General features: G+C 70.4%; 20 protein-coding genes and 1 other RNA gene. 3 read left to right on the forward strand and 18 right to left on the reverse strand.

Going from position 1 to position 23,076, the window contains the following annotated elements:
- Positions 1–204 precede the first annotated feature (204 nt).
- Entirely contained in the window at positions 205–1,116 is a 912-nt protein-coding gene (locus tag H0E82_RS08670) for a M23 family metallopeptidase (RefSeq protein ID WP_180545064.1), read from the reverse strand.
- A 7-nt stretch (positions 1,117–1,123) separates the two neighbouring features.
- Between H0E82_RS08670 and H0E82_RS08675 the strand changes: the two genes are divergently transcribed.
- Entirely contained in the window at positions 1,124–1,576 is a 453-nt protein-coding gene (locus H0E82_RS08675; protein ID WP_180545065.1) for a DciA family protein, read from the forward strand.
- A gap of 169 nt (positions 1,577–1,745) precedes the next feature.
- Here H0E82_RS08675 and lpxC read toward each other — a convergent pair whose 3' ends face one another.
- The 16 genes from lpxC to rsmI form a co-directional block, all read right to left on the reverse strand.
- Positions 1,746–2,654 (reverse strand): UDP-3-O-acyl-N-acetylglucosamine deacetylase, encoded by a 909-nt coding sequence (lpxC, locus tag H0E82_RS08680; protein WP_180545066.1) that lies wholly within the window; start codon positions 2,652–2,654, stop codon positions 1,746–1,748.
- Positions 2,655–2,970: 316 nt separating this feature from the next.
- On the reverse strand, positions 2,971–4,242 hold the full coding sequence (gene ftsZ / locus H0E82_RS08685) for a cell division protein FtsZ (RefSeq protein ID WP_180545067.1): 1,272 nt from the start codon (positions 4,240–4,242) through the stop codon (positions 2,971–2,973).
- A gap of 130 nt (positions 4,243–4,372) precedes the next feature.
- Entirely contained in the window at positions 4,373–5,608 is a 1,236-nt protein-coding gene (gene ftsA, locus H0E82_RS08690; protein WP_180545068.1) for a cell division protein FtsA, read from the reverse strand.
- Positions 5,605–6,420 carry a cell division protein FtsQ/DivIB gene (locus H0E82_RS08695; protein ID WP_180545069.1) on the reverse strand — a complete coding sequence of 272 codons (816 nt, stop codon included), beginning with the start codon at positions 6,418–6,420 and terminating at the stop codon, positions 5,605–5,607. The genes ftsA and H0E82_RS08695 overlap by 4 nt, the downstream gene beginning before the upstream one ends.
- A complete protein-coding gene (locus H0E82_RS08700; RefSeq protein WP_180545070.1) occupies positions 6,417–7,373 on the reverse strand; it encodes a D-alanine--D-alanine ligase in 957 nt (318 codons plus the stop codon). Before H0E82_RS08700 ends, H0E82_RS08695 begins: the two co-directional genes overlap by 4 nt.
- Positions 7,370–8,818 carry a UDP-N-acetylmuramate--L-alanine ligase gene (murC, locus tag H0E82_RS08705; RefSeq protein ID WP_180545071.1) on the reverse strand — a complete coding sequence of 483 codons (1,449 nt, stop codon included), beginning with the start codon at positions 8,816–8,818 and terminating at the stop codon, positions 7,370–7,372. Before murC ends, H0E82_RS08700 begins: the two co-directional genes overlap by 4 nt.
- Complete coding sequence (ftsW, locus tag H0E82_RS08710) at positions 8,815–10,125, reverse strand: putative lipid II flippase FtsW (RefSeq protein WP_180545175.1); 1,311 nt, start codon at positions 10,123–10,125, stop codon at positions 8,815–8,817. Before ftsW ends, murC begins: the two co-directional genes overlap by 4 nt.
- A gap of 8 nt (positions 10,126–10,133) precedes the next feature.
- Entirely contained in the window at positions 10,134–11,219 is a 1,086-nt protein-coding gene (gene mraY, locus H0E82_RS08715) for a phospho-N-acetylmuramoyl-pentapeptide-transferase (RefSeq protein ID WP_180545072.1), read from the reverse strand.
- Positions 11,209–12,591 carry a UDP-N-acetylmuramoyl-tripeptide--D-alanyl-D-alanine ligase gene (locus H0E82_RS08720; protein ID WP_180545073.1) on the reverse strand — a complete coding sequence of 461 codons (1,383 nt, stop codon included), beginning with the start codon at positions 12,589–12,591 and terminating at the stop codon, positions 11,209–11,211. The genes mraY and H0E82_RS08720 overlap by 11 nt, the downstream gene beginning before the upstream one ends.
- Entirely contained in the window at positions 12,588–14,066 is a 1,479-nt protein-coding gene (locus H0E82_RS08725; protein WP_180545074.1) for a UDP-N-acetylmuramoyl-L-alanyl-D-glutamate--2,6-diaminopimelate ligase, read from the reverse strand. Before H0E82_RS08725 ends, H0E82_RS08720 begins: the two co-directional genes overlap by 4 nt.
- Positions 14,067–14,074: 8 nt before the next feature.
- The gene (locus tag H0E82_RS08730; protein WP_180545176.1) at positions 14,075–15,859 is read right to left on the reverse strand and encodes a peptidoglycan D,D-transpeptidase FtsI family protein; all 1,785 of its coding nucleotides are present in this window, start codon (positions 15,857–15,859) and stop codon (positions 14,075–14,077) included.
- Between the two features lie 83 nt (positions 15,860–15,942).
- Positions 15,943–16,212: a cell division protein FtsL gene (ftsL, locus tag H0E82_RS08735; RefSeq protein WP_180545075.1), complete on the reverse strand. Its 270-nt coding sequence runs from the start codon at positions 16,210–16,212 to the stop codon at positions 15,943–15,945.
- Positions 16,209–17,180: a 16S rRNA (cytosine(1402)-N(4))-methyltransferase RsmH gene (rsmH, locus tag H0E82_RS08740; RefSeq protein WP_328796992.1), complete on the reverse strand. Its 972-nt coding sequence runs from the start codon at positions 17,178–17,180 to the stop codon at positions 16,209–16,211. The genes ftsL and rsmH overlap by 4 nt, the downstream gene beginning before the upstream one ends.
- Positions 17,177–17,626, reverse strand: a complete 450-nt coding sequence (gene mraZ / locus H0E82_RS08745) for a division/cell wall cluster transcriptional repressor MraZ (protein ID WP_180545076.1) — start codon at positions 17,624–17,626, stop codon at positions 17,177–17,179. Before mraZ ends, rsmH begins: the two co-directional genes overlap by 4 nt.
- A 435-nt stretch (positions 17,627–18,061) precedes the next feature.
- Positions 18,062–18,426, reverse strand: an RNA gene (gene rnpB / locus H0E82_RS08750) — RNase P RNA component class A.
- A 370-nt stretch (positions 18,427–18,796) separates the two neighbouring features.
- A complete protein-coding gene (gene rsmI, locus H0E82_RS08755; protein WP_180545077.1) occupies positions 18,797–19,663 on the reverse strand; it encodes a 16S rRNA (cytidine(1402)-2'-O)-methyltransferase in 867 nt (288 codons plus the stop codon).
- A gap of 55 nt (positions 19,664–19,718) precedes the next feature.
- Here rsmI and H0E82_RS08760 point away from each other — a divergent pair, with 55 nt between their 5' ends.
- The gene (locus tag H0E82_RS08760) at positions 19,719–20,933 is read left to right on the forward strand and encodes a penicillin-binding protein activator (RefSeq protein ID WP_180545078.1); all 1,215 of its coding nucleotides are present in this window, start codon (positions 19,719–19,721) and stop codon (positions 20,931–20,933) included.
- The gene (locus tag H0E82_RS08765; protein WP_180545079.1) at positions 20,882–21,310 is read left to right on the forward strand and encodes a YraN family protein; all 429 of its coding nucleotides are present in this window, start codon (positions 20,882–20,884) and stop codon (positions 21,308–21,310) included. The genes H0E82_RS08760 and H0E82_RS08765 overlap by 52 nt, the downstream gene beginning before the upstream one ends.
- 725 nt (positions 21,311–22,035) lie before the next feature.
- On the opposite strand, the gene thiL is transcribed toward H0E82_RS08765, so the two are convergent.
- Positions 22,036–23,016 carry a thiamine-phosphate kinase gene (gene thiL / locus H0E82_RS08770; RefSeq protein WP_180545080.1) on the reverse strand — a complete coding sequence of 327 codons (981 nt, stop codon included), beginning with the start codon at positions 23,014–23,016 and terminating at the stop codon, positions 22,036–22,038.
- Between the last annotated feature and the right edge of the window lie 60 nt (positions 23,017–23,076).

Raw genomic sequence — 23,076 nt, forward strand, 5'->3', positions numbered from 1 at the left:
CGACCCGGCCCGATCCTGGCGGGCCTCGCGTCGTCGCCAGCCCTCCCCACGCCGACCGAGACGCAGTGCGGATCATCCGCTGACAGGCCGACCGGCGCGTCCACGCGCCCGCTGCACGGGGCCGGCGGGCACGACGAAAGGTTTCCGGGGCCGGCCGGGGGCGATTCCAGGAACGGCCGGCACGTGCAGCCGGCCGGAATGCGCCTACTGGCGGCGCACGCCCATGTCGCCGAGGAACTTGCGCGGGTTCTGCACCCGGCCGTTTTCCCACACTTCGAAATGCACGTGCGCGCCCGTCGAGCGGCCGGTGGAACCGGCCTTGGCGATCTCGTCGCCGACCCGGACCAGATCGCCCACCTTGGCCACATTGCGCGAGTTGTGCGCATAGCGGGTCACGAAGCCGTTGCCGTGATCGACCTCGACCACGTTGCCGTAGCCGCCGCGCACACCCGAATAGCTCACCACGCCGTCGGCCACCGCCATCACCGGATCTCCGGTGCGGGCGTCGAAGTCGATGCCCTTGTGGAACTGGCCGCCACCGCCGAAGGGATCGGCGCGGTAGCCGTAGGACGAGGTGACGAATGTGCTGGCGACCGGCGAGCGCGACGGGCGCGCGTTCTGCTCGAGCGTGCGATCGAACAGCAGGGCTTCCAGCACCGAGAGCTGCTGGCCGGAACTGGCGAGATCGCCGTCGAGCGCGTCGAGGCCGTGCAGCAGGCGCGGCGCGGGCATGTCGAACGCGGACCCGGGGCCACCGATGCCGACCGGACGGTCGAAGTCGAACTCGCCGCCGTCCAGCCCCGCACCGCGGGCCAGCCGGTCGCCGAGCGCGTTGAGCCGGTTGGCCTGGGCCTGCAGCTCGCCCATGCGGGCGGCCAGGGCGTTGATCTCGCGCTGGGCCTCGCGCCGGGTGTCCTCGAGGCTGCGCTCGTGCTGGGCGGCGACGTGGTTGAGGCGGGCCATCTCGGCCGAGTTCATGGTCGCGGCACCGCACATGCCGGCGGCGGCGATCACGATCGCCATCGAAACGGGGCGGCGGCGTGCGAGGAGACGGGTCTTGCGGGCCACCTGCGTCAGGCGCAGGCGCATATCATTCATGAGGTTGTTGACTGTCATCGTGCCAATGTCTGATTTCCGGTCCAGGTCCAAGCCTCCCCGCATCGGCGTGCCGACTGCCGCGCTCGAGGCGGCACTGGGAGGCGCGTCGGCCGATCCGATCCGCCGTGCCATGTGGCTCGACGCACTGGACCGCCGCCTTGTTCCCCTGCTGCCTCAGGCGTTGGCGCCGCATGCGCGGCTGGCCAACGTCGACCGCAACAGGCTGGTGTTCCTCGTCGATTCGCCCATCTGGCACGCCAGGCTGCGCCTGTCGGCCGATGTGCTGCTCGACGCCGCCCGGTCCATCGGGCTGGATGTCAGCGACATCGTCGTCAGGACCTCGACCCAGGCCTTGCGTCCCGCGCCGGTCGGCGCGGGTACGCCTCCCGCGGGAGGCGCCCCGTCTGCGGCCTCCCGTGAGGCCTTGCAGGCGGTGCTGGCGTCGCTGCGTCCATCGAAGGACGATGCGGCGGACTGAATCGGAACCCTGCTCCCGCGCCGGCGTCAAGGCCGGGTGAAGGAGACGGGGCATCCTACCGGCGTCGCGCCGGCGGAAAGTTAAGCGGCCGCCGATGATTCAGGCCGATTTCGTTAGATATTCGTTAAGACCGCGCTGGACGTCACACTTCGGACGACGCGGATGTTGGTCAGACCGGGACCGGAGTGCCGTACGCGACCGGCGGCGCGGCCTGCCGGTCGAAGGTCACCGTTTCCCACGCCGAACGCTCCTCGAGCAACGCCCGCACCAGCTTGTTGTTGAGCGCATGGCCGGACTTGTGACCCTTGAACAGGCCGAGGATCGGATGCCCGGCGAGATACAGATCGCCGACCGCATCGAGAATCTTGTGCCGCACGAACTCGTTGACGTAGCGCAGGCCGTCGTCGTTGAGCACGCGGAATTCGTCGAGCACGATGGCATTGTCCATCGAGCCACCCAAGCCGAGATTGCGCTCGCGCATGTACTCCAGATCGCGCATGAAGCCGAAGGTGCGGGCGCGGCTGACCTCGCGGATATAGGCCTCGGTGGAGAACTCCACTTCGGCGCGCGATTGCGCCAGCGGAATGGCCGGATGGTCGAATTCGATCGTGAAATCGAGCTTGAACCCGTCGTACGGTTCGAAGCGGGCGATCTTGTCGCCTTCGCGCACCTCGACAGGCCTGAGTACGCGGATGAAACGCTTGGGTGCCTCCTGCTCGACCACGCCGGCCGATTGCAGCAGGAACACGAACGGACCCGATGAGCCGTCCATGATCGGCACTTCGGCCGCCGACAGTTCCACATACAGATTGTCGACACCGAGGCCGGCCAGAGCGGACATCAGGTGTTCGACCGTCTGCACCTTGGCCTCGCCCCGGGTGAGGCCGGTGCACAGGGTGGTCTCGGTGACCAGATTGCCGTCGGCAGGAATCTCGACCACGGGATCGAGATCGACCCGACGGAAGACGATGCCGGTGTCGGGGGCTGCCGGACGCAGGGTCAGGAACACTTTCTCGCCGCTGTGCAGGCCGACGCCTGTCGCGCGGATCACGTTCTTGATGGTGCGTTGGCGGGGCATGGGCATTCCGGGGGAGGAGGTTCCGGACGTCGCCGCCAGCAGGGCCGTCATCGGAAGGGGGGCAGATTATCACGCAGGCGGCTGAACCTGAACGGAAGTCCGCCGCGCTCCAACGCAGCCGGAACGGCGCTGCGGGTGAAAACCGTCCGCCGGGCCGCGAGGCCCGACGGACGCAAATCGAGGGTGCGCGGACAACGCGCCCTCGCTGTTGCGAGGTACGACAGCACGGACTCACCTGCCTCGTACGGACACGGCAGGCGGGCGGTCCGATGCGTCCACCGGCAGGCCGACGGCACATCGCGGACCGCGCTTGCGTTCAGTCGGCCTGGCGACGCAGGAAGGCCGGGATGTCGAGATAGCTGTCGGTCCCAAAGTCGGCCACCTTCGGCGCATCCGCAGCCTCGTTGCGCGCCGCCGGCACCGCGCGGCCGGTCTGGGCCGCATTGCCGCGCAGCGAGGCCGCGATGCTGTGGCCCGGGCTGTAGGCGGAGACGGCGTCGCCCTCGTCGTCGATCAGCATGCCGGTGGTGCCGTCGCGCAGGCCGCGCTGGTTGTTGCTGATCAGCTGGACCTGCGGCTTGCCGCCACGGGCCGTCCCCTCGGTGAAGCCGGCAGCGCGCGCAGGCGCACGGTTCAGGCCCGTGGCGACGACGGTCACGCGGACCTCGTCCTGCATGTCGGGATCGAGCACGGTGCCGATGACGATGGTCGCGTCCTCGCTGGCGAAGTTCTCGACGGTGCGGCCGACCTCGTCGAACTCGCTCATCGTGAAATCCGCACCGGCGGTGATGTTGACCAGGATGCCGTTGGCGCCGGCCAGATTGACGTCGTCGAGCAGCGGATTCTGGATCGCCGCCTCGGCTGCGGCCTGCGCGCGGTCGTCGCCGCGGGCGTGGCCGGTGCCCATCATCGCCAGGCCCATCTCGGACATCACGGTGCGCACGTCGGCGAAGTCGACGTTGATCAGGCCCGGACGGACGATCAGGTCGGCGATGCCCTGCACGGCGCCCAGCAGCACGTCGTTGGCGGCGCGGAAGGCCTGGATCATCGTGGCGTTGCGGCCGAGGACGGTGATCAGCTTTTCGTTGGGAATGGTGATCAGCGAATCGCAGTGCGCCGACATCTCCTCGATGCCCTTGAGCGCGACCTGCATGCGGCGGCGGCCTTCGAACGGGAACGGCTTGGTGACCACGGCGACGGTCAGGATGCCCATCTCCTTGGCCAGCTGCGCGACGACCGGGGCTGCGCCCGTGCCGGTGCCGCCGCCCATGCCGGCGGTGATGAAGACCATGTCGGCGCCCTGCAGCGCGTCCATGATGATCTCGCGGTCTTCCAGTGCGGCCTGACGGCCGACTTCGGGGTTGGCGCCTGCGCCCAGGCCCTTGGTGACGCTGCTGCCGAGCTGCAGCTGCAGCTTCGCGCCGCAGTTCTTGATCGCCTGCGCGTCGGTGTTGGCGGTGATGAACTCAACGCCGTCGACGCTGTTGTTGACCATGTGCGCGACCGCGTTGCCGCCGCCGCCGCCCACGCCGATGACCTTGATCACCGCGTTGGGTGCCATCTTTTCCACGAGTTCGAAATGTGCCATGTCCGTCGTCCTCTGTTGTTGGTGTCGGGTCGCCGTGCGTCCGACGTTCTTCTAGGTTTTGTGGGTGTTGCCGTGTCGCCGATACCGCTGTTGCCGTGCGCCCTGCCCGCTCCGCCTTCCGCCCCGGCGCTCAGAACTCGCCGTTGAACCAGGTCTTCAGCTTCCGCAGCAATCCGCCTGCGCGTCCGGAGGAGATCACCGGACGCCGCGGATGCTCGATCTGGCTGCCCATCAGCAGCAGGCCCACGCCCGTGGCGTGGACCGGATTGCCGACCACTTCGCCCAGGCCCGTGACGTGCTGCGGAATGCCCACGCGCACCGGCATCTGCAGCATTTCCTCGGCCAGCTCGACCACGCCTTCCATCTTCGCGGCGCCGCCGGTGAGCACCATGCCGGCGCGCACGTGCTGCTCGAAGCCCGAGCGGCGCAGTTCGGCCTGGACCATCTCGAAGATCTCCTCGTAGCGCGCCTGCACCGCCTGCGCCAGCGACTGGCGCGGCAGACGCCGCGGCGGGCGATCGCCGACGCTCGGCACCTGGATCGATTCCTCGCTGGTCGCCAGCTGCGCGAGCGCGCAGGCGTAGCGGACCTTGATCTGTTCGGCTTCCGGCGTCGGCGTGCGCAGCATGTGCGCGATGTCCTCGGTGACCTTGTCGCCGGCGATCGGCAGCGACGCGGTGTGGCAGATCGCGCCCTGCACGAACACCGCGAGATCCGTCGTGCCGGCGCCCATGTCGACCAGCACCACGCCGAGCTCGCGCTCATCCGAGGTCAGCACCGCGGTGCTCGACGCCAGCGACGACAGGATCAGATCGTCGATCGACAGGCCGCAGCGCTGCACGCACTTGCTGATGTTGGCCGCCGCCGACTGCGCGCAGACCACGAGATGCGCATGCACTTCGAGACGCACGCCGGTCATGCCGACCGGGTTGCGGATGCCTTCCTGCGAATCGTCGAGCACGTACTCGCGCGGAATCGCGTGCAGGATCTTCTGGTCGGCCGGGATCGCGACCGCCTTGGCGGCGTCGAGCACGCGGTCGAGATCGGACCAGGTGACCTCGTTGTCGCGGATCGGCACGATGCCCGGCGAATTGCGGCACTGCACGTGATTGCCGGAGATCGACGCGTAGACCGAGCGGATCTCGCAGCCCGCCATCAGCTCGGCCTCCTCGACCGCGCGCTGGATCGACTGCACCGTCGATTCGATGTCGACGACCACGCCACGCTTGAGGCCGCGCGATTCGTGGCTGCCGATGCCGATGACCTCGATGGGATTGCCGGGCGAATACTCGCCGACCAGCGCCACCACTTTCGAGGTGCCGATGTCGAGTCCGACGATGAGCGTCTTGTCGCCTTTGCGGTTCATGAGAGGCCGTGGTTGCTGAAGCGTGGGGCGTGACTGGGGAGTGCCGCCAGCGGGCGCACGGCGGGCGCCGCGGTGCCCGCCGCATCCGCGGGCGCATCGACGGTCCGCGCGCCCCAGACCAGGGCGAACCCGTTGGTGTAGCGAAGGTCGGCGCGGGTCAGGGGCTCGCTGCGGCTGGCCACGAGCTGGGGCAGCATCCGCGCGAACCGCGACAGGCGCAGGCGCGCTTCCTGGCTGCCGACGACGACGTCGGTGCCGTTGGACAGGCGCAGCTGCCAGCTGCCGCGCGCATCGAGCACCACGCCCTCGACCTCGACACCCGCCGGTCGGAACAGATCGCGTGATTCGTTGTAGAGGGCCACGATGTCGGGCACGCGCGCCTCGGGACCCTCGAACCGCGGCATGGCGGGCGGCACGTCGACGCCATCGGCGGCGAACAGCCGTCCGCGCGTGGACAGCAGCCGGTCGTCACCCCAGCGTGCGAAAGGCACGTGCTCGGCAATGCGCACTTCGAGTACGTCGGGCCAGCGCTTGCGCACCTCGGTGCCGGCGACCCAGGGCAGGCGCGCGACGTCGCGCTGGGCCTGGCCCAGATCGATGGCGAAGAACCCGCGCCGGGCATGCGGCAGCACGGTTTCGCGCACGCGCGCCACGTCCACCTGCTCGAGGCCGTCGTTGATCCGCAACACACGCAGCGGCCAGCGTTCCGTGCCGATCCAGCCCTGGAGCACGGCGACCACGGGCAGCGCCACGAGGGCGAGCGCCAGTGTCCATGCGAAGACCCGCAGCGTGGTCGCGAAGGCCTGGCTCATCGCGCGGCCTCCTCCATCGGCAGGGTGGCTTCGAGCACCCGCCAGCACAGGTCGGCATAGTCGATACCGAGCTGCGCCGCGGCCTTGGGCACCAGCGAATGGCTGGTCATGCCCGGCGCGGTGTTGATCTCGATCAGCTGGAAGCCGCGCTCGACATCGCGCATCACGTCCACGCGGCCCCAGCCGTGACAGCCGGCGGCGCGGAACGCGGCCAGCGCGAGCGCCGCGATCTCGGCCTCGGCGTCGCCGGTCAGGCCGGGGCACAGGTACTGGGTGTCGTCGGCCACGTACTTGGCGTGGTAGTCGTACCACTCGCCCGCCGGCACGATGCGGATCGAGGGCAGCGCGACATCGCCGAGGATCCCGACCGTGAGCTCGTCGCCGCGGACCATCTGTTCCATCAGCAGTTCGCCGTCGTAGGCGGCTGCGAATTCGATCGCCGGTGCGAGCGCGGCTTCGTTCAGCACCCGGAACACGCCGACGCTGGAACCTTCGCACGCCGGCTTGACGAACACCGGATACCCCAGCGCAGCGGCCGCAGCACGCAGGTCGGCGCCGCGCGGCAGGCGTTCGAAGCGTGGCGTCGGCAGACCGGCACTGGCCCAGACCTGCTTGGTGCGGATCTTGTCCATGGTCAGCGCCGAGCCGAGCACGCCCGAGCCGGTGCACGGCACGCCGAAGGCCTGCAGCAGCCCCTGGAGGACGCCGTTTTCGCCATCTCCGCCGTGCAGGATGTTGAACACGCGGTCGAAGCGGCCGGCCACGATGGCTTCGGCCAGCGCGGGCACACCGTCGACCGGCTGCGCGTCGATGCCGCGCGCGCGCAGGGCGTCGAGCACACCGCGACCGGAGTCCAGCGACACCTCGCGCTCGGAACCCGGTCCGCCGAGCAGTACGGCGACGCGGCCGAACACGGCCGGATCGGTGAAGCGCGCGGGCGCGACGGCACTCATCGCGCCGCTCCCGCGAAGCCGTGCTGCGCCAGTTGCTGCACCGCGGCGCCGATGTCGCCGGCACCCATCATCAACAGCAGGTCGCCGTCCTGGAGAATATCGGGCAGCACGCCGGCCAGCGCGTCGGCGCCGCCCACCACCACCGGATCGATGCGGCCGCGCGCGCGGATCGCACGCGCCAGCGCCTTGGCGTCGGCGCCCGCGATCGGCGTCTCGCCGGCGGGATACACCTCGGTCAGCACCAGCGCGTCGACGTCCGACAGGACGCCGGCGAAATCGTCGAACAGTGCGCGCGTGCGGCTGTAGCGGTGCGGCTGGAAGGCCACCACCAGCCGACGCCCGCCCCAGCCGCCTCGGGCCGCGGCGAACACCGCAGCCAGCTCGCGTGGATGGTGACCGTAGTCGTCGACGAGCTGCACACGTGCTCCGCCGGGCGTGACCAGCTCGCCGAGCAGATTGAAGCGGCGGCCGATGCCCTCGAACTTGCCGAGCGCCGCGACGATCGCCGCGGGGGCCACGCCGAGCTGCCAGCCCACGGCCGCCGCGGCCAGCGCATTGAGCACGTTGTGGTGTCCCGGCAACGCCAGATGCGCTTCGATACGCACGTTCTCGGGCAGACACAGGGTGAAGCGCATCGATGCGCCATCCTGGCGGACCGCCTCGGCGCGCACGTCGGCATCGGGCGACAGCCCGTAGGTCATCATGTGCCGGGGCACGATCGCAGCGAGTCGGGCGACTTCCGGATCGTCGATGCAGAGCACCGACAGGCCGTAGAACGGCAACCGGTGCAAGAATTCCGAGAACGCCTCCTGCACACGCGCGAAGTCGCCGCCGTAGTTCTCGAGATGGTCCGCATCGATGTTGGTGACCACCGCCACCAGCGGGTTCAGGCGCAGGAAGCTGCCGTCGCTCTCGTCGGCCTCTGCCACCAGCCAGTGCCCGCTGCCGAGGCGCGCGTTGGCGCCGGCGGCGAGCAGCTGGCCGCCGACGACGAAGGTCGGATCCATGCCACCTTCGGCGAGCACGCTGGCGGTGAGCGAGGTGGTCGTGGTCTTGCCGTGCGTGCCGGCCACCGCGATGCCGCGCCGGAAGCGCATCAGCTCGGCCAGCATCTCGGCACGCGGCACGATCGGGATGCGCTGCGCGCGCGCTTCCATCAACTCGGGGTTGTCGTGGCGGATCGCGCTGGAAACCACCACGCAGTCCGCATCGAGCACATTGGCCGCCGAATGGCCACGATGCACGGTGGCGCCGAGCCGCGCGAGGCGACGGGTCGCAGCGCTGTCGGAGGTATCGGACCCCGACACCGTATAGCCCAGCGTGCACAGCACCTCGGCGATGCCGCTCATGCCGGTGCCGCCGATGCCGACGAAATGCACGCGCGAGAAGACCTTCGCGAAGTCTTCCTTGGACAGGCCGCGGTTGTCGTGCAGGCGGCGGATCATGCGGAACTCCCGGCGCCGAACGACGGCTCGACGCGCTGGCGCAGCCGGCTCGTGCCGCGTACCGGCGTGGCCGGTGCGACGGGCAATGGCGGCTGGGTGGTGGGGGGAAGCGGCGCGGCCGGTGCGGGCACCGCGGTCTCGCCGCGGAGGCGGGCGACCTGGCGCTGCGCGCGGTCGAGCTCGAAGGACACGCGCAGCAGCAGGCCGAGCGCGACGCAGGTCATCATCACGCTGGAGCCACCGGACGACACCAGCGGCAGGGTCAGCCCCTTGGTGGGCAGCAGGCCGAGATTGACCCCGATCGACACCAGACTCTGCATGCCGAGCATCAGCGACACGCCGAAGGCGCAGTAGCCGGCGAAGTGGCGCCGCATCTCGACGCATTTCAGACCGATCCAGAGCCCCCGCCCGACCAGCGCCGCGAACAGCAGCACGACGAGGCACACACCGACGAAGCCGAGTTCCTCCGCCAGTACCGAGAAGATGAAGTCGGTATGCGCTTCGGGCAGATAGGAGAGTTTCTGTACCGATGCGCCGAGGCCGACGCCGGTCAGCTCACCACGACCCACGGCCATCAGCGCATTGCTGAGCTGGTAGCCCGCGCCGAGCTGGTCCTCCCAGGGATCCATGAACGAGGTGATGCGGCGCAGCCGGTACGGCTCGATCACCGCCACCAGCACGACCGCGGGCAGCAGCAGCAGGATCGGCAGCATCATCCGCTTGAGATGGCCGCCACCGAGCACCAGCATGCCGGCCGTCGCACCGAGCAGCAGCATCGAGGAACCGAAATCGGGCTGCAGCAGCAACAGCACGACCAGCACCACGGCCACGCCGATCGGCTTGAGCATCGCGCCCCAGGTCGCATTGACCTCGTCGCGGAAGCGCACCAGATAGCTCGCCAGCCAGACGATGTAGATGACCTTGACCGCTTCGACCACCTGGAAATTCGACACGCCGAGGGTGATCCAGCGGTGCGCGCCGTTGACCGAGCGTCCGAGGCCCGGCACGAACACCAGCAACAGCAGGCCCGCGCACATCACCAGCACGAAGCGGTCGTACTTCTCGATCGTCCGCAGCTCGGTGCGCATCACCGCGATGGCGAGCCCCAGGCCGAGGGCCAGAAAGGCCAGATGACGGGTGAGGAAGTAGTAGCGGCCGACCGCCAGGTCCTCGCCGATGGCGATCGAGCTCGAGGCGACCATGATCACGCCCAGCGTGGCGATCGCGATCACCAGTCCGAGCAGCCACGGGTCGAACCGGCCGTGGATCTCGTCGAGGCGCGTGGCCTGGTGCGCGTTGTCGCGGATGCCGGCCATCAGCGCACCTTCAACGTGGCGAGGCCGACGAGCACCAGCACCACCGAAATGATCCAGAAGCGCACGATCACGCGCGGCTCGGGCCAGCCCTTGAGCTCGAAGTGGTGATGGATCGGCGCCATGCGGAACACGCGCTTGCCGGTCAGCTTGAAGCTGGCGACCTGGATAATCACCGACAGCGTCTCGATGACGAAGATGCCGCCCATGATCACCAGCACCAGCTCCTGGCGCACGATCACCGCCATGGTGCCGAGCACCGCGCCGAGCGCCAGCGCGCCGATGTCGCCCATGAACACCATCGCCGGATAGGTGTTGAACCACAGAAAGCCCAGCCCCGCCCCGGCGATCGCCGCGCAGATGATCACGAGCTCGCCCGCGCCGGGCACCTGCGGAATCTGCAGATAGCTTGAGAACACGGCGTTGCCCGAGGCGTAGGCGAAGACGCCCAGACCGCAGGCCACCAGCACGGTCGGCATGATCGCCAGGCCGTCGAGGCCGTCGGTGAGGTTGACCGCATTGGAGAAGCCGACGATCCAGAAATAGGCGATCGCCACGAAGCTGATGCCGGCCAGCGGCAGCGCGATCGACTTGAACAGCGGCACGTAAAACGTGGTCGCGGCCGGCACGTCCGCATAGAGATACAGGTACAGGCCGGCCGCGAGCCCGAACACCGACTGCAGCAGGTACTTCCAGCGCGACTTCAATCCGTTCGGATCGCGGCGGACGATCTTGATCCAGTCGTCGTACCAGCCGATCGCGCCGAAGGCGACCATCACCGCCAGCACCACCCACACGTACTTGTTGCGCAGGTCCGCCCACAGCAGCACCGAGGCGAGCACCGTGATCAGGATCAGGGCGCCGCCCATGGTCGGCGTGCCGGCCTTGGAGAAATGCGTTTGCGGACCGTCGCTGCGGATCGGCTGGCCGCCCTTGTACTGGGCGAGCCGGCGGATCACCGCCGGGCCCAGCCACAGCGACAGCATCAGCGCGGTCAATGCAGCCAGGATGCCGCGCAGGGTGAGGTATTCGAACAACGTGAACACGTCGTCCAGGCCCTGCAGCCAGCGGGCGAGTTCAAGCAGCATCGTGGGGTCCTTGTGCAGCGAGCAGGGCGTCGACCACCCGGTCCATCGCGCTGCCGCGCGAGCCCTTCACCAGCACGCGCGCCGCGCCGTGCAGATCGGCGCGCACGGCGTCGGCGAGCGCCGCATGTGTGTCGAAGTGCCGCCCGCCTTCGCCGAAGGCGGTTGCGGCCGCGGCACTGAGCGGTCCCAGCGCGTAGAGACGGGCCAGCCCGGCCGTGCGCGCACGCAATCCGGCCTGTGCGTGCATGGCCTCGCCGTCCGCACCGAGCTCGCGCATGTCGCCCAGCACCAGCCAGCGCTCGCCGTCGAGTGCGGCCAGGGTGTCGATCGCGGCCAGCAGCGAGCCCGGATTGGCGTTGTAGCTGTCGTCGATCAGCAGGGCGCCGTCCGCGAGCGTGTGCCGCACCAGACGCCCGGCCACACCCTGCGATGCGGCGAGGCCCTCGACGATGCTGGCCAACGGCACACCGGCCGCGACCGCGATCGCGGTCGCGGCCAGCGCGTTGCGCACGTTGTGCCGCCCCGGCAGAGGCACGCTCGCATCGGCGTCGCCGAGCGGCGTGTGCAGGCGGAAGCGCGAGCCGAGCGCATCGGCGCGCAGGTCGGTCGCGACGACGTCGGCGCTGCTGTCGAGCGCGAAACGCAGCAGGCGCCGGCCATGGGCGCGCTGGGCGAAATACGGTGCGAAGGCATCGTCGGCGTTGATCACCGCGGTCCCGTCGGCAGGCAGCGCGTCGTAGATGGCCGCCTTGGTATCGGCGATGCCGAGCAGGCTGCCCATGCGCTCCAGGTGCGCGGGCGCGATGTTGTTGACCAGGGCGATGTCGGGCCGCGCGATCCGGGCGAGATAGGCGATGTCCCCGGGCTGCCCGGCACCCATTTCGTACACGGCGTAGCGCGCGTCGTCCGGCGCATCGAGCACCGACAGCGGCAGCCCGATCTCGTTGTTGAGATTGCCCGGGTTGAAACAGGTCGGCGCATGCCGGCCGAGCACGGCCGCCACCAGCTGTTTGACGCTGGTCTTGCCGTTGCTGCCGGTGATGCCGATCACCGTGGCGGTGCGCTGCCGCTGCACGGCGCCGGCGAGCGTGCCGAGGGCCTCGAGCGGGTCGGCGACCACGATCTGCGGCAGCGCACTGTCCAGCACGCGCGCCACCAGCGCGCCGCACGCGCCGAACTCACGCGCTTCGGCCACGTGGTCGTGGCCGTCGAAGCGTGGTCCGCGCAGCGCGACGAACAGGCGTGCGCCGCGGTCGTCCGACGCGAGACGACGGGTATCGGTGACCAGCGTGTCCACCTGTACCGCGCCGTCGCTCCCGTGCAGGCGGCCATTGACCAGCTGGGCGATCCGGGCGAGCGACATCGGGATCATCGCGACACCTCCGCAGTGCGTGCAGCCAGTGCGGCCTGGGCGACCAGACGGTCGTCGAAGGCATGCTGCACGCCGGCGATCTCCTGGTACGTCTCGTGTCCCTTCCCGGCAATCAGCACGATGTCGCCCGGCCGCGCTTCGGCGATCGCCCGCTCGATCGCGCGTCGGCGGTCGCGCTCGACGACGACCGCGTCGGGCCTCGTGAAGCCGGCCAGGATGTCGGCCACGATCGCGTCGCCATCCTCGTTGCGCGGATTGTCATCGGTGACGATCACCCGGTCGGCCTGCGCCTCCGCGATCGCGGCCATCTGCGGACGCTTGCCGGCATCGCGCTCGCCGCCGCAGCCGAACACGCAGACCAGCGCTCCGCGTAGATGACCGCGCAGCGAGCGCAGGGCCTGATCCAGCGGATCGGGTTTGTGCGAATAGTCGACCACCACCAGCGGCAGCTCCGCGCCGCCGCCGAAGCGGTTCATGCGGCCGGGGATCGGCTGAAGCGCGGCCAATGTCGCCAGGACGGTCGCTGCGGGCCGGCCGAGCGCGGTGAGCACGCCGGCCACTGTCAGCAGGTTGTCAACGTTGAAGCGCCCGAGCAGCGGTGAGCGCAGCGGATGCCAGACGCCGTCGAGACGCAACTCGAATGCCAGGCCATCGGCATCCAGCACGATGGCGCGTGCCGCGAGGTCGGCGTCCGCGCGACCGGCGGCACTGACCGTCAGCGCACGCACGTCGCCGGCGAGCCGTGCCGGAAGCGCCGCGCCGAAGGCGTCGTCGATGTTGACGACCGCCGCGGTCAGGCCCTCGCGGACGAACAGCTTCGCCTTCGCTCCGCCGTAGGCGGCCATGTCGCCGTGGTAATCGAGATGGTCGCGGGTGAGGTTGGTGAACACCGCGACGTCGTAATGCACCGCGTCCACGCGGCCCTGATCGAGCGCATGCGAACTGACTTCCATCGCCACCGCCGCGGCACCTGCATCACGCAGCTCGGCGAGTAGGGCATGCGTCTGCAACACCAGGGGCGTGGTGAAGCCGGTCGGCGTCACCGCGCCATGCAAGCCGGCGCCGAGCGTGCCGATGGTGCCGGCGCGCAGGCCCAGTGTCTCGAACGCCTGGGCCAGCAACTGCACCGTCGAGGTCTTCCCGCTGGTGCCGGTCACGCCGACCATGGTCATCGCCCGCGAGGGCTGGCCATGCAGCGCATGCGCCATCGCGCCGAGGCGCGCGCGCAGTCCGGTCACCGCGATCGCATCCATCGGCGGCGGCGGGACATCCCCCGGCACCGGGGGTTCGAACAGGATGGCGCTGGCGCCGGCGGCACGCACCTGCGCGGCGAAATGCAGACCATGGGTGCCGAAGCCGTCGATCGCGACGAACGCATCACCCGGACGCACCGCTCGGCTGTCCTGGACGAGGCCGGTCACCACCGTGTCGTCGGGCACCGTGGCCACGTCCGGCAGCAGATCGCGCAGGGTCATGGCCGGGCTCACGGCTGACCCCCGGGGCCACGCGCGGCGATGACCGGCGCGGTCTCGATGGGCGCCGGCGCCGCCGGCGCAGGCCGCGCGGGCGATGCCGGACGCGCCTCGGCGCGGGCCCGGCGCGCATCGTTGGCGGCCTGCGCGGCCAGCCAGGTATCGATGTCGTCGGGCGGCACGTCCATCAACCGCAGCGCGCCCTCCATGACCCGCTGGAACACCGGCGCCGAGACGTAGCCACCGCCGTACATGTTGCGCGAGGTGTCGGGGTCGTCGATGACCACGGCCATCGCGAAGCGCGGATTCTCCACCGGCACCAGGCCGGCGAAGAACGCGACGTAGCGGCGGTCGTAGCCGCCGCCGCTGGCCTTGCGCGCGGTGCCGGTCTTGCCGGCGACGTGGTAGCCGAGGATCGCCGCGCGCGTGGCGGTGCCGCCCGGCTCGGTCACGGTCTGCATCATCCGCACGATCTCGTCGGCGATGCCCGGATCGAGCACCTGCCGCGCCTCGCCCGGATGGCCCTTGACGAAGGTCGGCGTGATCGCCCGTCCGCGGTTGCCGAGCGTGGCGTAGGCGTGGGCGATCTGCAGCGGCGTCGCCGAGAGGCCGTAGCCGTAGGACATCGTCTGCTTGCTGGTGCCGCTCCAGCGCGACGGATCGGGAAACAGCCCCGCCGCCTCGCCCGGAAAGCCGCTGCCGGTGCTCTGGCCGTAGCCCATGCGGCGCAGGAAGTCGTAGAACTCCTGGTTCTGCAGCTTCTGCACGATCAGCGAGACGCCGACGTTCGAGCTCTTGGTGATGATGCCGGTCGTGTCGAGCACGCCGTAGTTGCGGAAGTCGCTGGTGCGGTAGCGGCCGTTCGGAATCCAGCCCGGGCTGGTGTTGAACGTGCTCGTCGGGCTGATGATGCCCTTCTCCAGGCCCGCGGCCACGGTCAACGGCTTCATCGTCGAACCGGGCTCGATCAGATCGGTGACCGCGCGGTTGCGGTGCGCGTCGCGGTTTTCGCCGGTGACGCGGTTGTTGTTGTACGAAGGCAGGTTGGCCATCGCCAGCACTTCGCCGGTCGACACCTCGAGCACGACGATCGAACCGGCACTGGCGCCGGTTTCCTCGAGCGCGTGCTTGAGCTCGCGATAGGCGAGGAACTGGATGCGGCGGTCGATGCTCAGCACCAGGTCCTTGCCCGGCTCGGCCGCGCGCACCAGGTTCACGTGCTCGACGATGCGGCCATGGCGGTCGCGGATCACGTTCTGCGCGCCCGGCTTGCCGGCCAGCCATTCGTCGAAGGCGAGCTCCACGCCTTCCTGGCCGCGATCGTCGATGTTGGTGAAGCCCAGCACGTGGGCCACCGCGTCGGCCTGCGGATAGAAGCGCCGGTACTCGCGCTGCGAGAACACACCGGGCACGCCGAGGTCGAGGACACGCTTGGCCGCCGCTGGACTGATCCGGCGGTGGCGCGGCACGTACATGAACTCCTTCTCGGCGCGCTGCGACACCTCGCGCGCCAGATCCTCGACCGGCAGGCCGGTGGCCTGCGCCAGCTCCGGCAGGCGGTCGGGATGCTTGCTCAGCTCCTGCGGATTGATCCACAACGACTCGACCGGCGAGGAGATCGCCAGGGGCTCGCCGTTGCGGTCGGTGATCATGCCGCGCGAGGCCGGGATCGGCACTTCGCGGCGCACACGCGCATCGGCCTTCTGCTGGTAGAACGCGTTGTCGATCAGCTGCAGGTCCACCGCGCGGCCCACCAGCGCCACGGCGCCCAGGCCCAGTGCGCCGCCGACCAGCATCAGACGCAGGCGCAGGTCGAACTGCGCGCGCTTGCGCGGCTTCTTGGCATGGCCGTCGCCGGCCTTGATGAACCTGCGGAAGTTCACGGCCGCACCACCACGATCTCGGCGGTCTCGGGAAAGCGCATGCCGAGGCGCTCGCGGGCGACCTGGTCCACGCGATTGCTCATCGCCCAGGTGGCCTGTTCGAGCTGCAGGCGGCCGAAATCGATGTTGAGCTCGTCGCGTGCGCGCTCCAGCCGCGTGAGCTGCACGTACAGCTGGCGGTAATCGTGGCGCGCATGCACCACGCCGATCGCGGTGACGATGTTCGCGGCCAGCAACACGGCGATCAGCAGGCGGCCGAAGGTCATGCGGCACCGTCCGTCGCGCATTTTTCGGCCACGCGCAACACGGCGCTGCGTGCGCGCGGGTTGGCGCGCAGTTCGCCGTCGTCGGCCTTGGTCGCGTCGGCGACGATGCGCAGGCGCGGTACGAACGGCGCGGCCTCGGGCAGCCGACGGTTGCCGGCAGGCGCCTTGGCATGGCCGGCGATGAAGCGCTTGACGATGCGGTCTTCCAGCGAATGGAAGCTGATCACCGCGAGCCGGCCACCCGCACGCAAGGCGTCCAGCGCAGCGTCGAGGCCGGTTTCGAGATCGGCCAGCTCGCGATTGACGTGGATGCGGATCGCCTGGAACGAACGCGTCGCCGGATGGGTTTCCTTCTGGCCCGGCTTGCTGCGGCCGCGCGGAACATTGGCGGCGATCACCGCGGCCAGGTCGGCGGTGCGCAGGAACGGGGCCTCGGCGCGCCGGGCGACGATCGCGCGGGCGATACGCCGGCTCATGCGCTCCTCGCCATAGGTCCACAGCACGTCGGCGATCGCGCCCTCGTCGGCGCGCGCGATCCACTCGGCGGCGCTCTCGCCTGCGTCGGGATCCATGCGCATGTCCAGCGGCCCGTCCTTGCCGAAGCTGAAGCCGCGTTCGGCGACGTCGAGCTGCGGGGACGACACGCCGAGGTCGAACAGGACGCCGTCGAGCGGGGCGGCGGTCGCATCGTCCCAGTGGGCGAGATCGGCGAAGCTGCCCCGCCGGACCGCCACACGCGTGTCGTCGCCGAAGCGGGCCTGCGCCACCGCGATCGCTTCGGGATCCTTGTCCATCACCAGCAGCCGGCCATCGGCACCGAGGCGTTCCAGCACGCCGCCGGCGTGACCGCCGCGCCCGAACGTGCCGTCGAGGTAGCGTCCGTCCGCGTGTACGCGCAGACCTTCGAGGACTTGCGCATACAGCACCGGAAGGTGGCCGGACGTGGCATCCGCACCACCCGCGGTCACAACTGCAATCCTTCGAGATCGTCGCCCGCCATGTCGTCGTCGGTGAGCGTCTGCCGGATCTGGGCCTGGTGGGCCTGCTCGCTCCACAGTTCGAACTTGTCGCCCATCCCCACCAGCACCGCGCGACGCTCGATCCCCACGGTCGTGCGCTGGCTGGCCGGAATGCCGATCCGGCCGTTGCCGTCGGGTTCGACCTCCATCGCCGCGCCGACCAGCTTGAGCTGCAGCGTGCGATGGGTGGACCGGGTCCGCGGCAGGGCATTCACCTTGTCGCGCACCGCCTCCCAGACCGCATGCGGATAGAGATAGAGGCTGCCCGCGTCGAAGGGGTTGTAGGTCAGCACCAGGCGGTTGCCGCACTCGCGCGCGATCAGGTCCCGATAGGCGGTGGGAATCGCCAGTCGGCCCTTGTCGTCGATGGTGATGGCGGTCTCGCCCTGGAACACGTCGGTCCTGCCCGGTTGGCGCCCGTCTTGCGCGGGCTTGTGCGACGGAAAACCACGAAATTCCCGGTTTTCCCACGAGGCGCCACCTTAGGACCGCTCCTGAGGGTTGTCAACAGCTTTCCCGCCCTGTTTTCGCCTGTTGCGTCAATGACTTGCAGCACTCTTCACAGACTTGTTCAAGGTTTATCCACAAGCGTCTGTTTCGTCTCAAATTTTGAGATCGGACGGCTTCAGCGCCCTGCACGTGACTCTCACGCGGCCTTTACGAAATCGTCACGGGGCGCGTGAGGGGCCGCCTACGGGAACGGGTTTGGTTCGCGGAACTGCGCGACCATGCGATACGCGTGTCGACGAGCGGGTGGCCGCCTGCAAACCCTGCAGGCGACACGCGCCCGAAATCGCGGCGCTCAGGTCGGGGCGTTCCGAAAAAAAGGGTGGCGGAGCCGGCCTGTAAGCCGGGTTCTGTCGTGGACAGTCATTCCTCTAGGCGCATCGTCACCGATACGCTCGAGCAACCTACCCGGACCCGACGCGGGCCGCGTCATGAGGTCCCTATTTGGTCTTGCTCCCGGTGGGGTTTGCCGTGCCGGCCTGTTACCAGGCTCGCGGTGCGCTCTTACCGCACCATTTCACCCTTGCCGTCCTGCCGGAGCAGTCTTGGGCGGTATCTTTCTGTTGCACTTTCCGTCGGCTCGCGCCGCCCAGGCGTTACCTGGCACCGTGCCCTGTGGAGCCCGGACTTTCCTCGGCATCGCCGGGCGCCGAAGCCCCCGGGATGACGCGACTGTCCAGCCGACTCCGCCGGGGCGGATTCTACACCGCGACGGGTGCGCCCGGTCCGCTCGTCCGCAACGCGCCATCGCGGGCACAGCGAGCGCGATGATCAGCAGAACCGCCACGCCCACGCCCCGGACGAACCGCCCGCGCAGCACCCGAAGCGCGTCATGCCCGGGCCCGGCAGCGGCCAGCGTCGGCAGCGGCGCGATACCGGCCATCCCCGGCACGACGCCGATGAAGCCGAATCAACTGAGCGCACCGTGGCGCCTGCGGCGATCTGGGGAGATCCCGATCCCTGGAAGCACCATGCGGCTCCGCCAGCAAGGCGACCGTGCACGCCGCAGCGCCCGGCGGGCGGACCGGGTCAGCGCAGGCCGGTCGGCCGTCGACACGTCAAGCGACGGCGTCCGGCTCGGCCTGCCCGCCGTAGAGCGCCTTGCGCGGTGCACCGGTGATGTCGGCGGCCAGTTTCGCCGCCTGCGACGGCTTCATCTCCCGTGCCAGCAACGCATACACGCGCCGCCCGTCCGCGAGGCGGGCATCGGCGTTCTCGCCGACGCCTTCGACGATCACGACGAACTCGCCCTTGCGCTGGTCGGCCTCGGCGGCCACCCGCGCCGCGAGCGCAGCGAGCGGACCGTCGAGCACGGTCTCGAACAGTTTGGTCAGCTCGCGCGCCACCACTGCCGGCCGGTCGCCGCCGAACACCTCGGCCGCATCGGCGAGCATCTCGGCGATGCGGTGCGAGGCCTCGTAGAACAGCAGCGTGCGCGGCTCGGCGATCAGGGCCTGCAGGCGCTCGCGGCGCGCGCCGGCCTTGGCCGGCAGGAAGCCCTCGAACACGAAGCGGTCACTGGGCAGCCCGGCCACGCTCAGCGCCGCGATCAATGCGCTCGGCCCGGGCACCGGCGACACCCGTAGTCCCGCCGCGCGCGCGGCGCGCACCAGGCGATAGCCCGGATCGCTGACCAAGGGCGTACCCGCATCGCTGACCAGGGCCAGCGATTCGCCCGCCTGCAGGCGCTCGACCAGACGCGCGGCCAGGCCGTCCTCGTTGTGCTCGTGCAGCGCAACCAGCGGACGCTCGATGCCGAAGTGGCCGAGCAGCTGGCGCGTGTGCCGGGTGTCCTCCGCGCAGATCGCATCGACGCCGCGCAAGACGGCCTGCGCGCGGGGCGACAGGTCGCCGAGATTGCCGATCGGGGTGGCGACGACGTGCAACTGGCCCGGCGCGGCGCCGGTACGGGCGGATGCAGTCATGGTCTCCACGATCGAACGCTAGAATGCGGACATTATCCCGCAGCGGAACCGCGACATGGCAGCACTGTCCCAGGCCCCTTCCGTCCGCCCCGCCCGGCGTCGCGCCGCGCGTCTGGCGCTGTGCATGTCGCTGGCGGCGCTGCTGGCCAGCTGCGCGACGGTGCAGACCTCCGGGGGCACGGGCGCGGTACCGGAAGCGAGCGGCCCGGTCGATCCCGGCCGCTGGACCTTCGAGGGCGACCGCCCGGCAGCCGAGCGGGACGGTTACCGTCCCCCGCGCCGGCTCGCGGTGCTGTTGCCGATGACCGGCAGCCTGGCGACAGCGGCGGCGCCGGTGCGCGACGGGCTGCTGGCGGGTTATTACGGCGAGCGACGCACGCGCCCGGATCTCGCGTTCTACGACACCGCGGGCACCGCGGCCGGCACGGCGTCGGCGTATGCCCGCGCGATCGCCGAGGGCGCGGACCAGATCGTCGGTCCGCTGGGGCGCGACGAGGTCGGCGCGCTCTTCCAAGCGGCACCCTCGGTGCCGGTGCTGGCGCTGAACCGCGGACCCGCCGCGGCGCCCGACAACACCGCGGCCTTCTCCCTGGCTCCCGAAGACGAGGGTGATGCCGCGGCGCAGCTCCTGCTCGCCCGCAATGCGCGCAACGTGCTGGTGCTGAGCAACGGCGACGAGAACGCACGCCGCAGCGTGGATGCCCTGCGTGCGCGGCTCGTCCAGGGCGGTGGCCGGGTGACCGGCACCGTGGCCATCGTCGGCGACACGCCGGCCGACCAGACCGAGGTCTTCCGCAATGCGGTGACGGCCGAGGGCGGTGTGGACGCCGTGTTTCTCGCGATCCGTGGCAACCAGGCACGCGTCGTCGCGCCGCAGCTCTCGGTCGCCGGGCTCGGCGGACGGCCGCGCGTCGGCACGTCGCAGCTGACGCTGGGCACCGGGCAGCCGCAGGAGGACCAGATCCTCGACGGGATCGTGTTTCCGGCCGAACGCTGGACGACGGGCGCCGGCCCGCGCGCGCTGCCGCCGCAGGCCACCGCCGCGCGCGATCTGCCCACGGCGCGCGGCCCGGCAGCCCGGCTGTTCGCGTTCGGCTTCGACGCCTGGCTGCTCAGCGGCTATCTCGAACACCTGTCGCGCAACACCGAGGCGTCGGTCGAAGGCGCGACCGGCGTCCTCCGTGTCGCCACGGACGGCAACGTGGTCCGCCAGCCGGCATGGGCGACCTGGCGCGGCGGCAGCGTCGTGGGCCAGGCCGACGGCGGTTGACCCCGCGGCGCGATGACGGCGCGAACGTCGAGCGGGCCGCCTGCCGTCATCTCGAAGCAGCAGGACTGCGCCTGCTGGCCGCCAACGTCGGCTATCGCGGCGGCGAACTCGATCTGGTGATGCTCGATGGCGACGACGCGCGCCGCGTGGTCGTGTTCGTGGAAGTGCGTCATCGCCGCTCGCAGGCCTTCGGTGGTGGCGCCGCGTCGGTGGATGCGGGAAAGCGCCGACGCCTGGTGCTGGCGGCGCAGCAGTTCCTGGCCGGTCGACGCGACCTGTCCGACCTGCCTTGCCGTTTCGACGTGGTCGCGGCCACGGGCGATCCGGCCACGCCGACCCTGGACTGGATCCGCGACGCATTCCGCGCCGACGACTGATCCGCGCGCCCCCGGGCCCCACGGGCGCCGCGGCAGACAGCTCCGGAGACGAGGTCCGCATCCGCGGCTGCTCGTGTCCTGTACAACCGGCGGCAACTCCCGCCCGCCCACTCCGTTGGCCGCCGCACGTCGGCACTGCCGCCGCCGGAAATGACGGGCACGGCGGACTGGAAGCTCGCACCCTGATCTGTAAGGCATCGTCGGCATGCGGAGCTCGTGATCAGCACCGCGGCGCACGCGCTCCCGGGAACCGGACGGCCCCGGGGAGCCGGCGGAAGCTCCGCGAGGCTTCGGCGCACGCGTCAGGGTGCACAGTGCTCGAGTCGAGAGGGAACTCGCCCGGTCGCAGCCCCGAGCGAACCGATCCTGGCGCAACGCGCGGCGCCGAGATCAGCGTCACCCGCTGCGGGCCACGAACGTTTGCGGATGCAGGTGCCGATGCGCGACCGTCCGAGGCTGTGTGTCACCGGGCGGGTTCCGGGCCCGGCGCGTTTTCGACGCGACGATGCCGGCCGCAACGGACCGCGCCGGTCCGCGCACTCGGCGCGCCTGCCGAGAGCCGCATGCGGACGGTCCCGGGCCGTGCCCCGACCCGGTGACGGTACTTCGGTATCGGCGGTCACGGGGACATGGTCCGCGCCAACGCCGTGCCGCGCGCCCGGTGCGGGTCCGGCGCCGGATCGTGCCGTGGACCGCTTCGCCCACGGACCGGCATCGCCCTCGCGCTAGTCCGCCTCGCCGCGTCCGAAATGATCCCAGCCGCGCGAGGGCGGGGTCCAGGGCACATCGCCCCGCCATGCGCTCACGCCCGATCCGGTAAGCAGTTGACCGATCCGCGTGACCGGCGTCGCCGAGACCCGTCCGGCGTCGATCACCGCCGCGCGCGCAGCGGACGGCGCGGCGAAGCAGAGTTCGTAATCGTCGCCACCGGTGGCCTGCAGGGCGTAGCGGACGTCGTCGCCGAACGCGGCCCGGAGCGCGGGTGAGACCGGCAGCGCGCCCAGATCGATACGCGCAGCCAGTCCGCTCGCGCCGGCGAGATGCTGCAGGTCCGCCAGCAGGCCATCGGAGACGTCGATCGCCGCGTGGGCCACGCCGATCAGGGCGATGCCCAGCGCCGTTCGCGGCGTCGGCCGGTCGAGCCGGGCACGCAGCGCCGCATCGCCCCCGGCGCCCGCCTTCCACTGCGCAAGCGCACCCGCCGCGTCGCCCGGCGTGCCACTGATCCAGATGTCGTCGCCGGCCTGCGCACCGTCGCGCCGCAACGCGGCGCCCGGTGCGACGAGACCGTGCACGGTGACGCAGACCGACAGCGGCCCCCGTGTGGTATCGCCGCCCACCAGACGTGTGCGGTGCGCCTCGGCCAGGCCGAGGAATCCATCGAGGAAGGCGTCGATCCACACGCGGTCGCCCGCGGGCAGAGACAGCGACAGCGTGCACCACGCCGGTGTGGCGCCCATCGCGGCGAGATCGGAGAGATTGACCGCGAGCGCTTTCCAGCCGATGTCCGCCGGGGCGGTGTCGTGCGGGAAATGCACACCGGTGTTGAGCGTGTCCATGGCGACCACCAGTTGCCGGTCCGGTGGCAGGGACAGGACGGCGGCATCGTCGCCGATGCCGAGCACGACCCCGTCCGGTCCGGCGACGGCGTGCGGGCCGCCGGCCCGCTCCCGGATCCGCGCGATCAGATCGAATTCGCCGCTCACGCCATCAGCCCGCACGGTGCCGGAGGACCCGCGACCGACGCGATGCCTGCGTCCTGCGTC

The organism is Luteimonas deserti, assembly GCF_013425765.1.
GTDB lineage: Bacteria > Pseudomonadota > Gammaproteobacteria > Xanthomonadales > Xanthomonadaceae > Luteimonas > Luteimonas deserti.

What these genes read in the sequence shown, in the direction of transcription:
- H0E82_RS08670 (WP_180545064.1), bottom strand. Translation starts at nt 1,116, where the DNA reads ATGACAGTCAACAACCTCATGAATGATATGCGCCTGCGCCTGACGCAG.
- H0E82_RS08675 (WP_180545065.1), top strand. Translation starts at nt 1,124, where the DNA reads ATGTCTGATTTCCGGTCCAGGTCCAAGCCTCCCCGCATCGGCGTGCCG.
- lpxC (WP_180545066.1), bottom strand. Translation starts at nt 2,654, where the DNA reads ATGCCCCGCCAACGCACCATCAAGAACGTGATCCGCGCGACAGGCGTC.
- ftsZ (WP_180545067.1), bottom strand. Translation starts at nt 4,242, where the DNA reads ATGGCACATTTCGAACTCGTGGAAAAGATGGCACCCAACGCGGTGATC.
- ftsA (WP_180545068.1), bottom strand. Translation starts at nt 5,608, where the DNA reads ATGAACCGCAAAGGCGACAAGACGCTCATCGTCGGACTCGACATCGGC.
- H0E82_RS08695 (WP_180545069.1), bottom strand. Translation starts at nt 6,420, where the DNA reads ATGAGCCAGGCCTTCGCGACCACGCTGCGGGTCTTCGCATGGACACTG.
- H0E82_RS08700 (WP_180545070.1), bottom strand. Translation starts at nt 7,373, where the DNA reads ATGAGTGCCGTCGCGCCCGCGCGCTTCACCGATCCGGCCGTGTTCGGC.
- murC (WP_180545071.1), bottom strand. Translation starts at nt 8,818, where the DNA reads ATGATCCGCCGCCTGCACGACAACCGCGGCCTGTCCAAGGAAGACTTC.
- mraY (WP_180545072.1), bottom strand. Translation starts at nt 11,219, where the DNA reads ATGCTGCTTGAACTCGCCCGCTGGCTGCAGGGCCTGGACGACGTGTTC.
- H0E82_RS08720 (WP_180545073.1), bottom strand. Translation starts at nt 12,591, where the DNA reads ATGATCCCGATGTCGCTCGCCCGGATCGCCCAGCTGGTCAATGGCCGC.
- H0E82_RS08725 (WP_180545074.1), bottom strand. Translation starts at nt 14,066, where the DNA reads ATGACCCTGCGCGATCTGCTGCCGGACGTGGCCACGGTGCCCGACGAC.
- H0E82_RS08730 (WP_180545176.1), bottom strand. Translation starts at nt 15,859, where the DNA reads ATGCTGGTCGGCGGCGCACTGGGCCTGGGCGCCGTGGCGCTGGTGGGC.
- ftsL (WP_180545075.1), bottom strand. Translation starts at nt 16,212, where the DNA reads ATGACCTTCGGCCGCCTGCTGATCGCCGTGTTGCTGGCCGCGAACATC.
- rsmI (WP_180545077.1), bottom strand. Translation starts at nt 19,663, where the DNA reads ATGACTGCATCCGCCCGTACCGGCGCCGCGCCGGGCCAGTTGCACGTC.
- H0E82_RS08760 (WP_180545078.1), top strand. Translation starts at nt 19,719, where the DNA reads ATGGCAGCACTGTCCCAGGCCCCTTCCGTCCGCCCCGCCCGGCGTCGC.
- H0E82_RS08765 (WP_180545079.1), top strand. Translation starts at nt 20,882, where the DNA reads ATGGGCGACCTGGCGCGGCGGCAGCGTCGTGGGCCAGGCCGACGGCGG.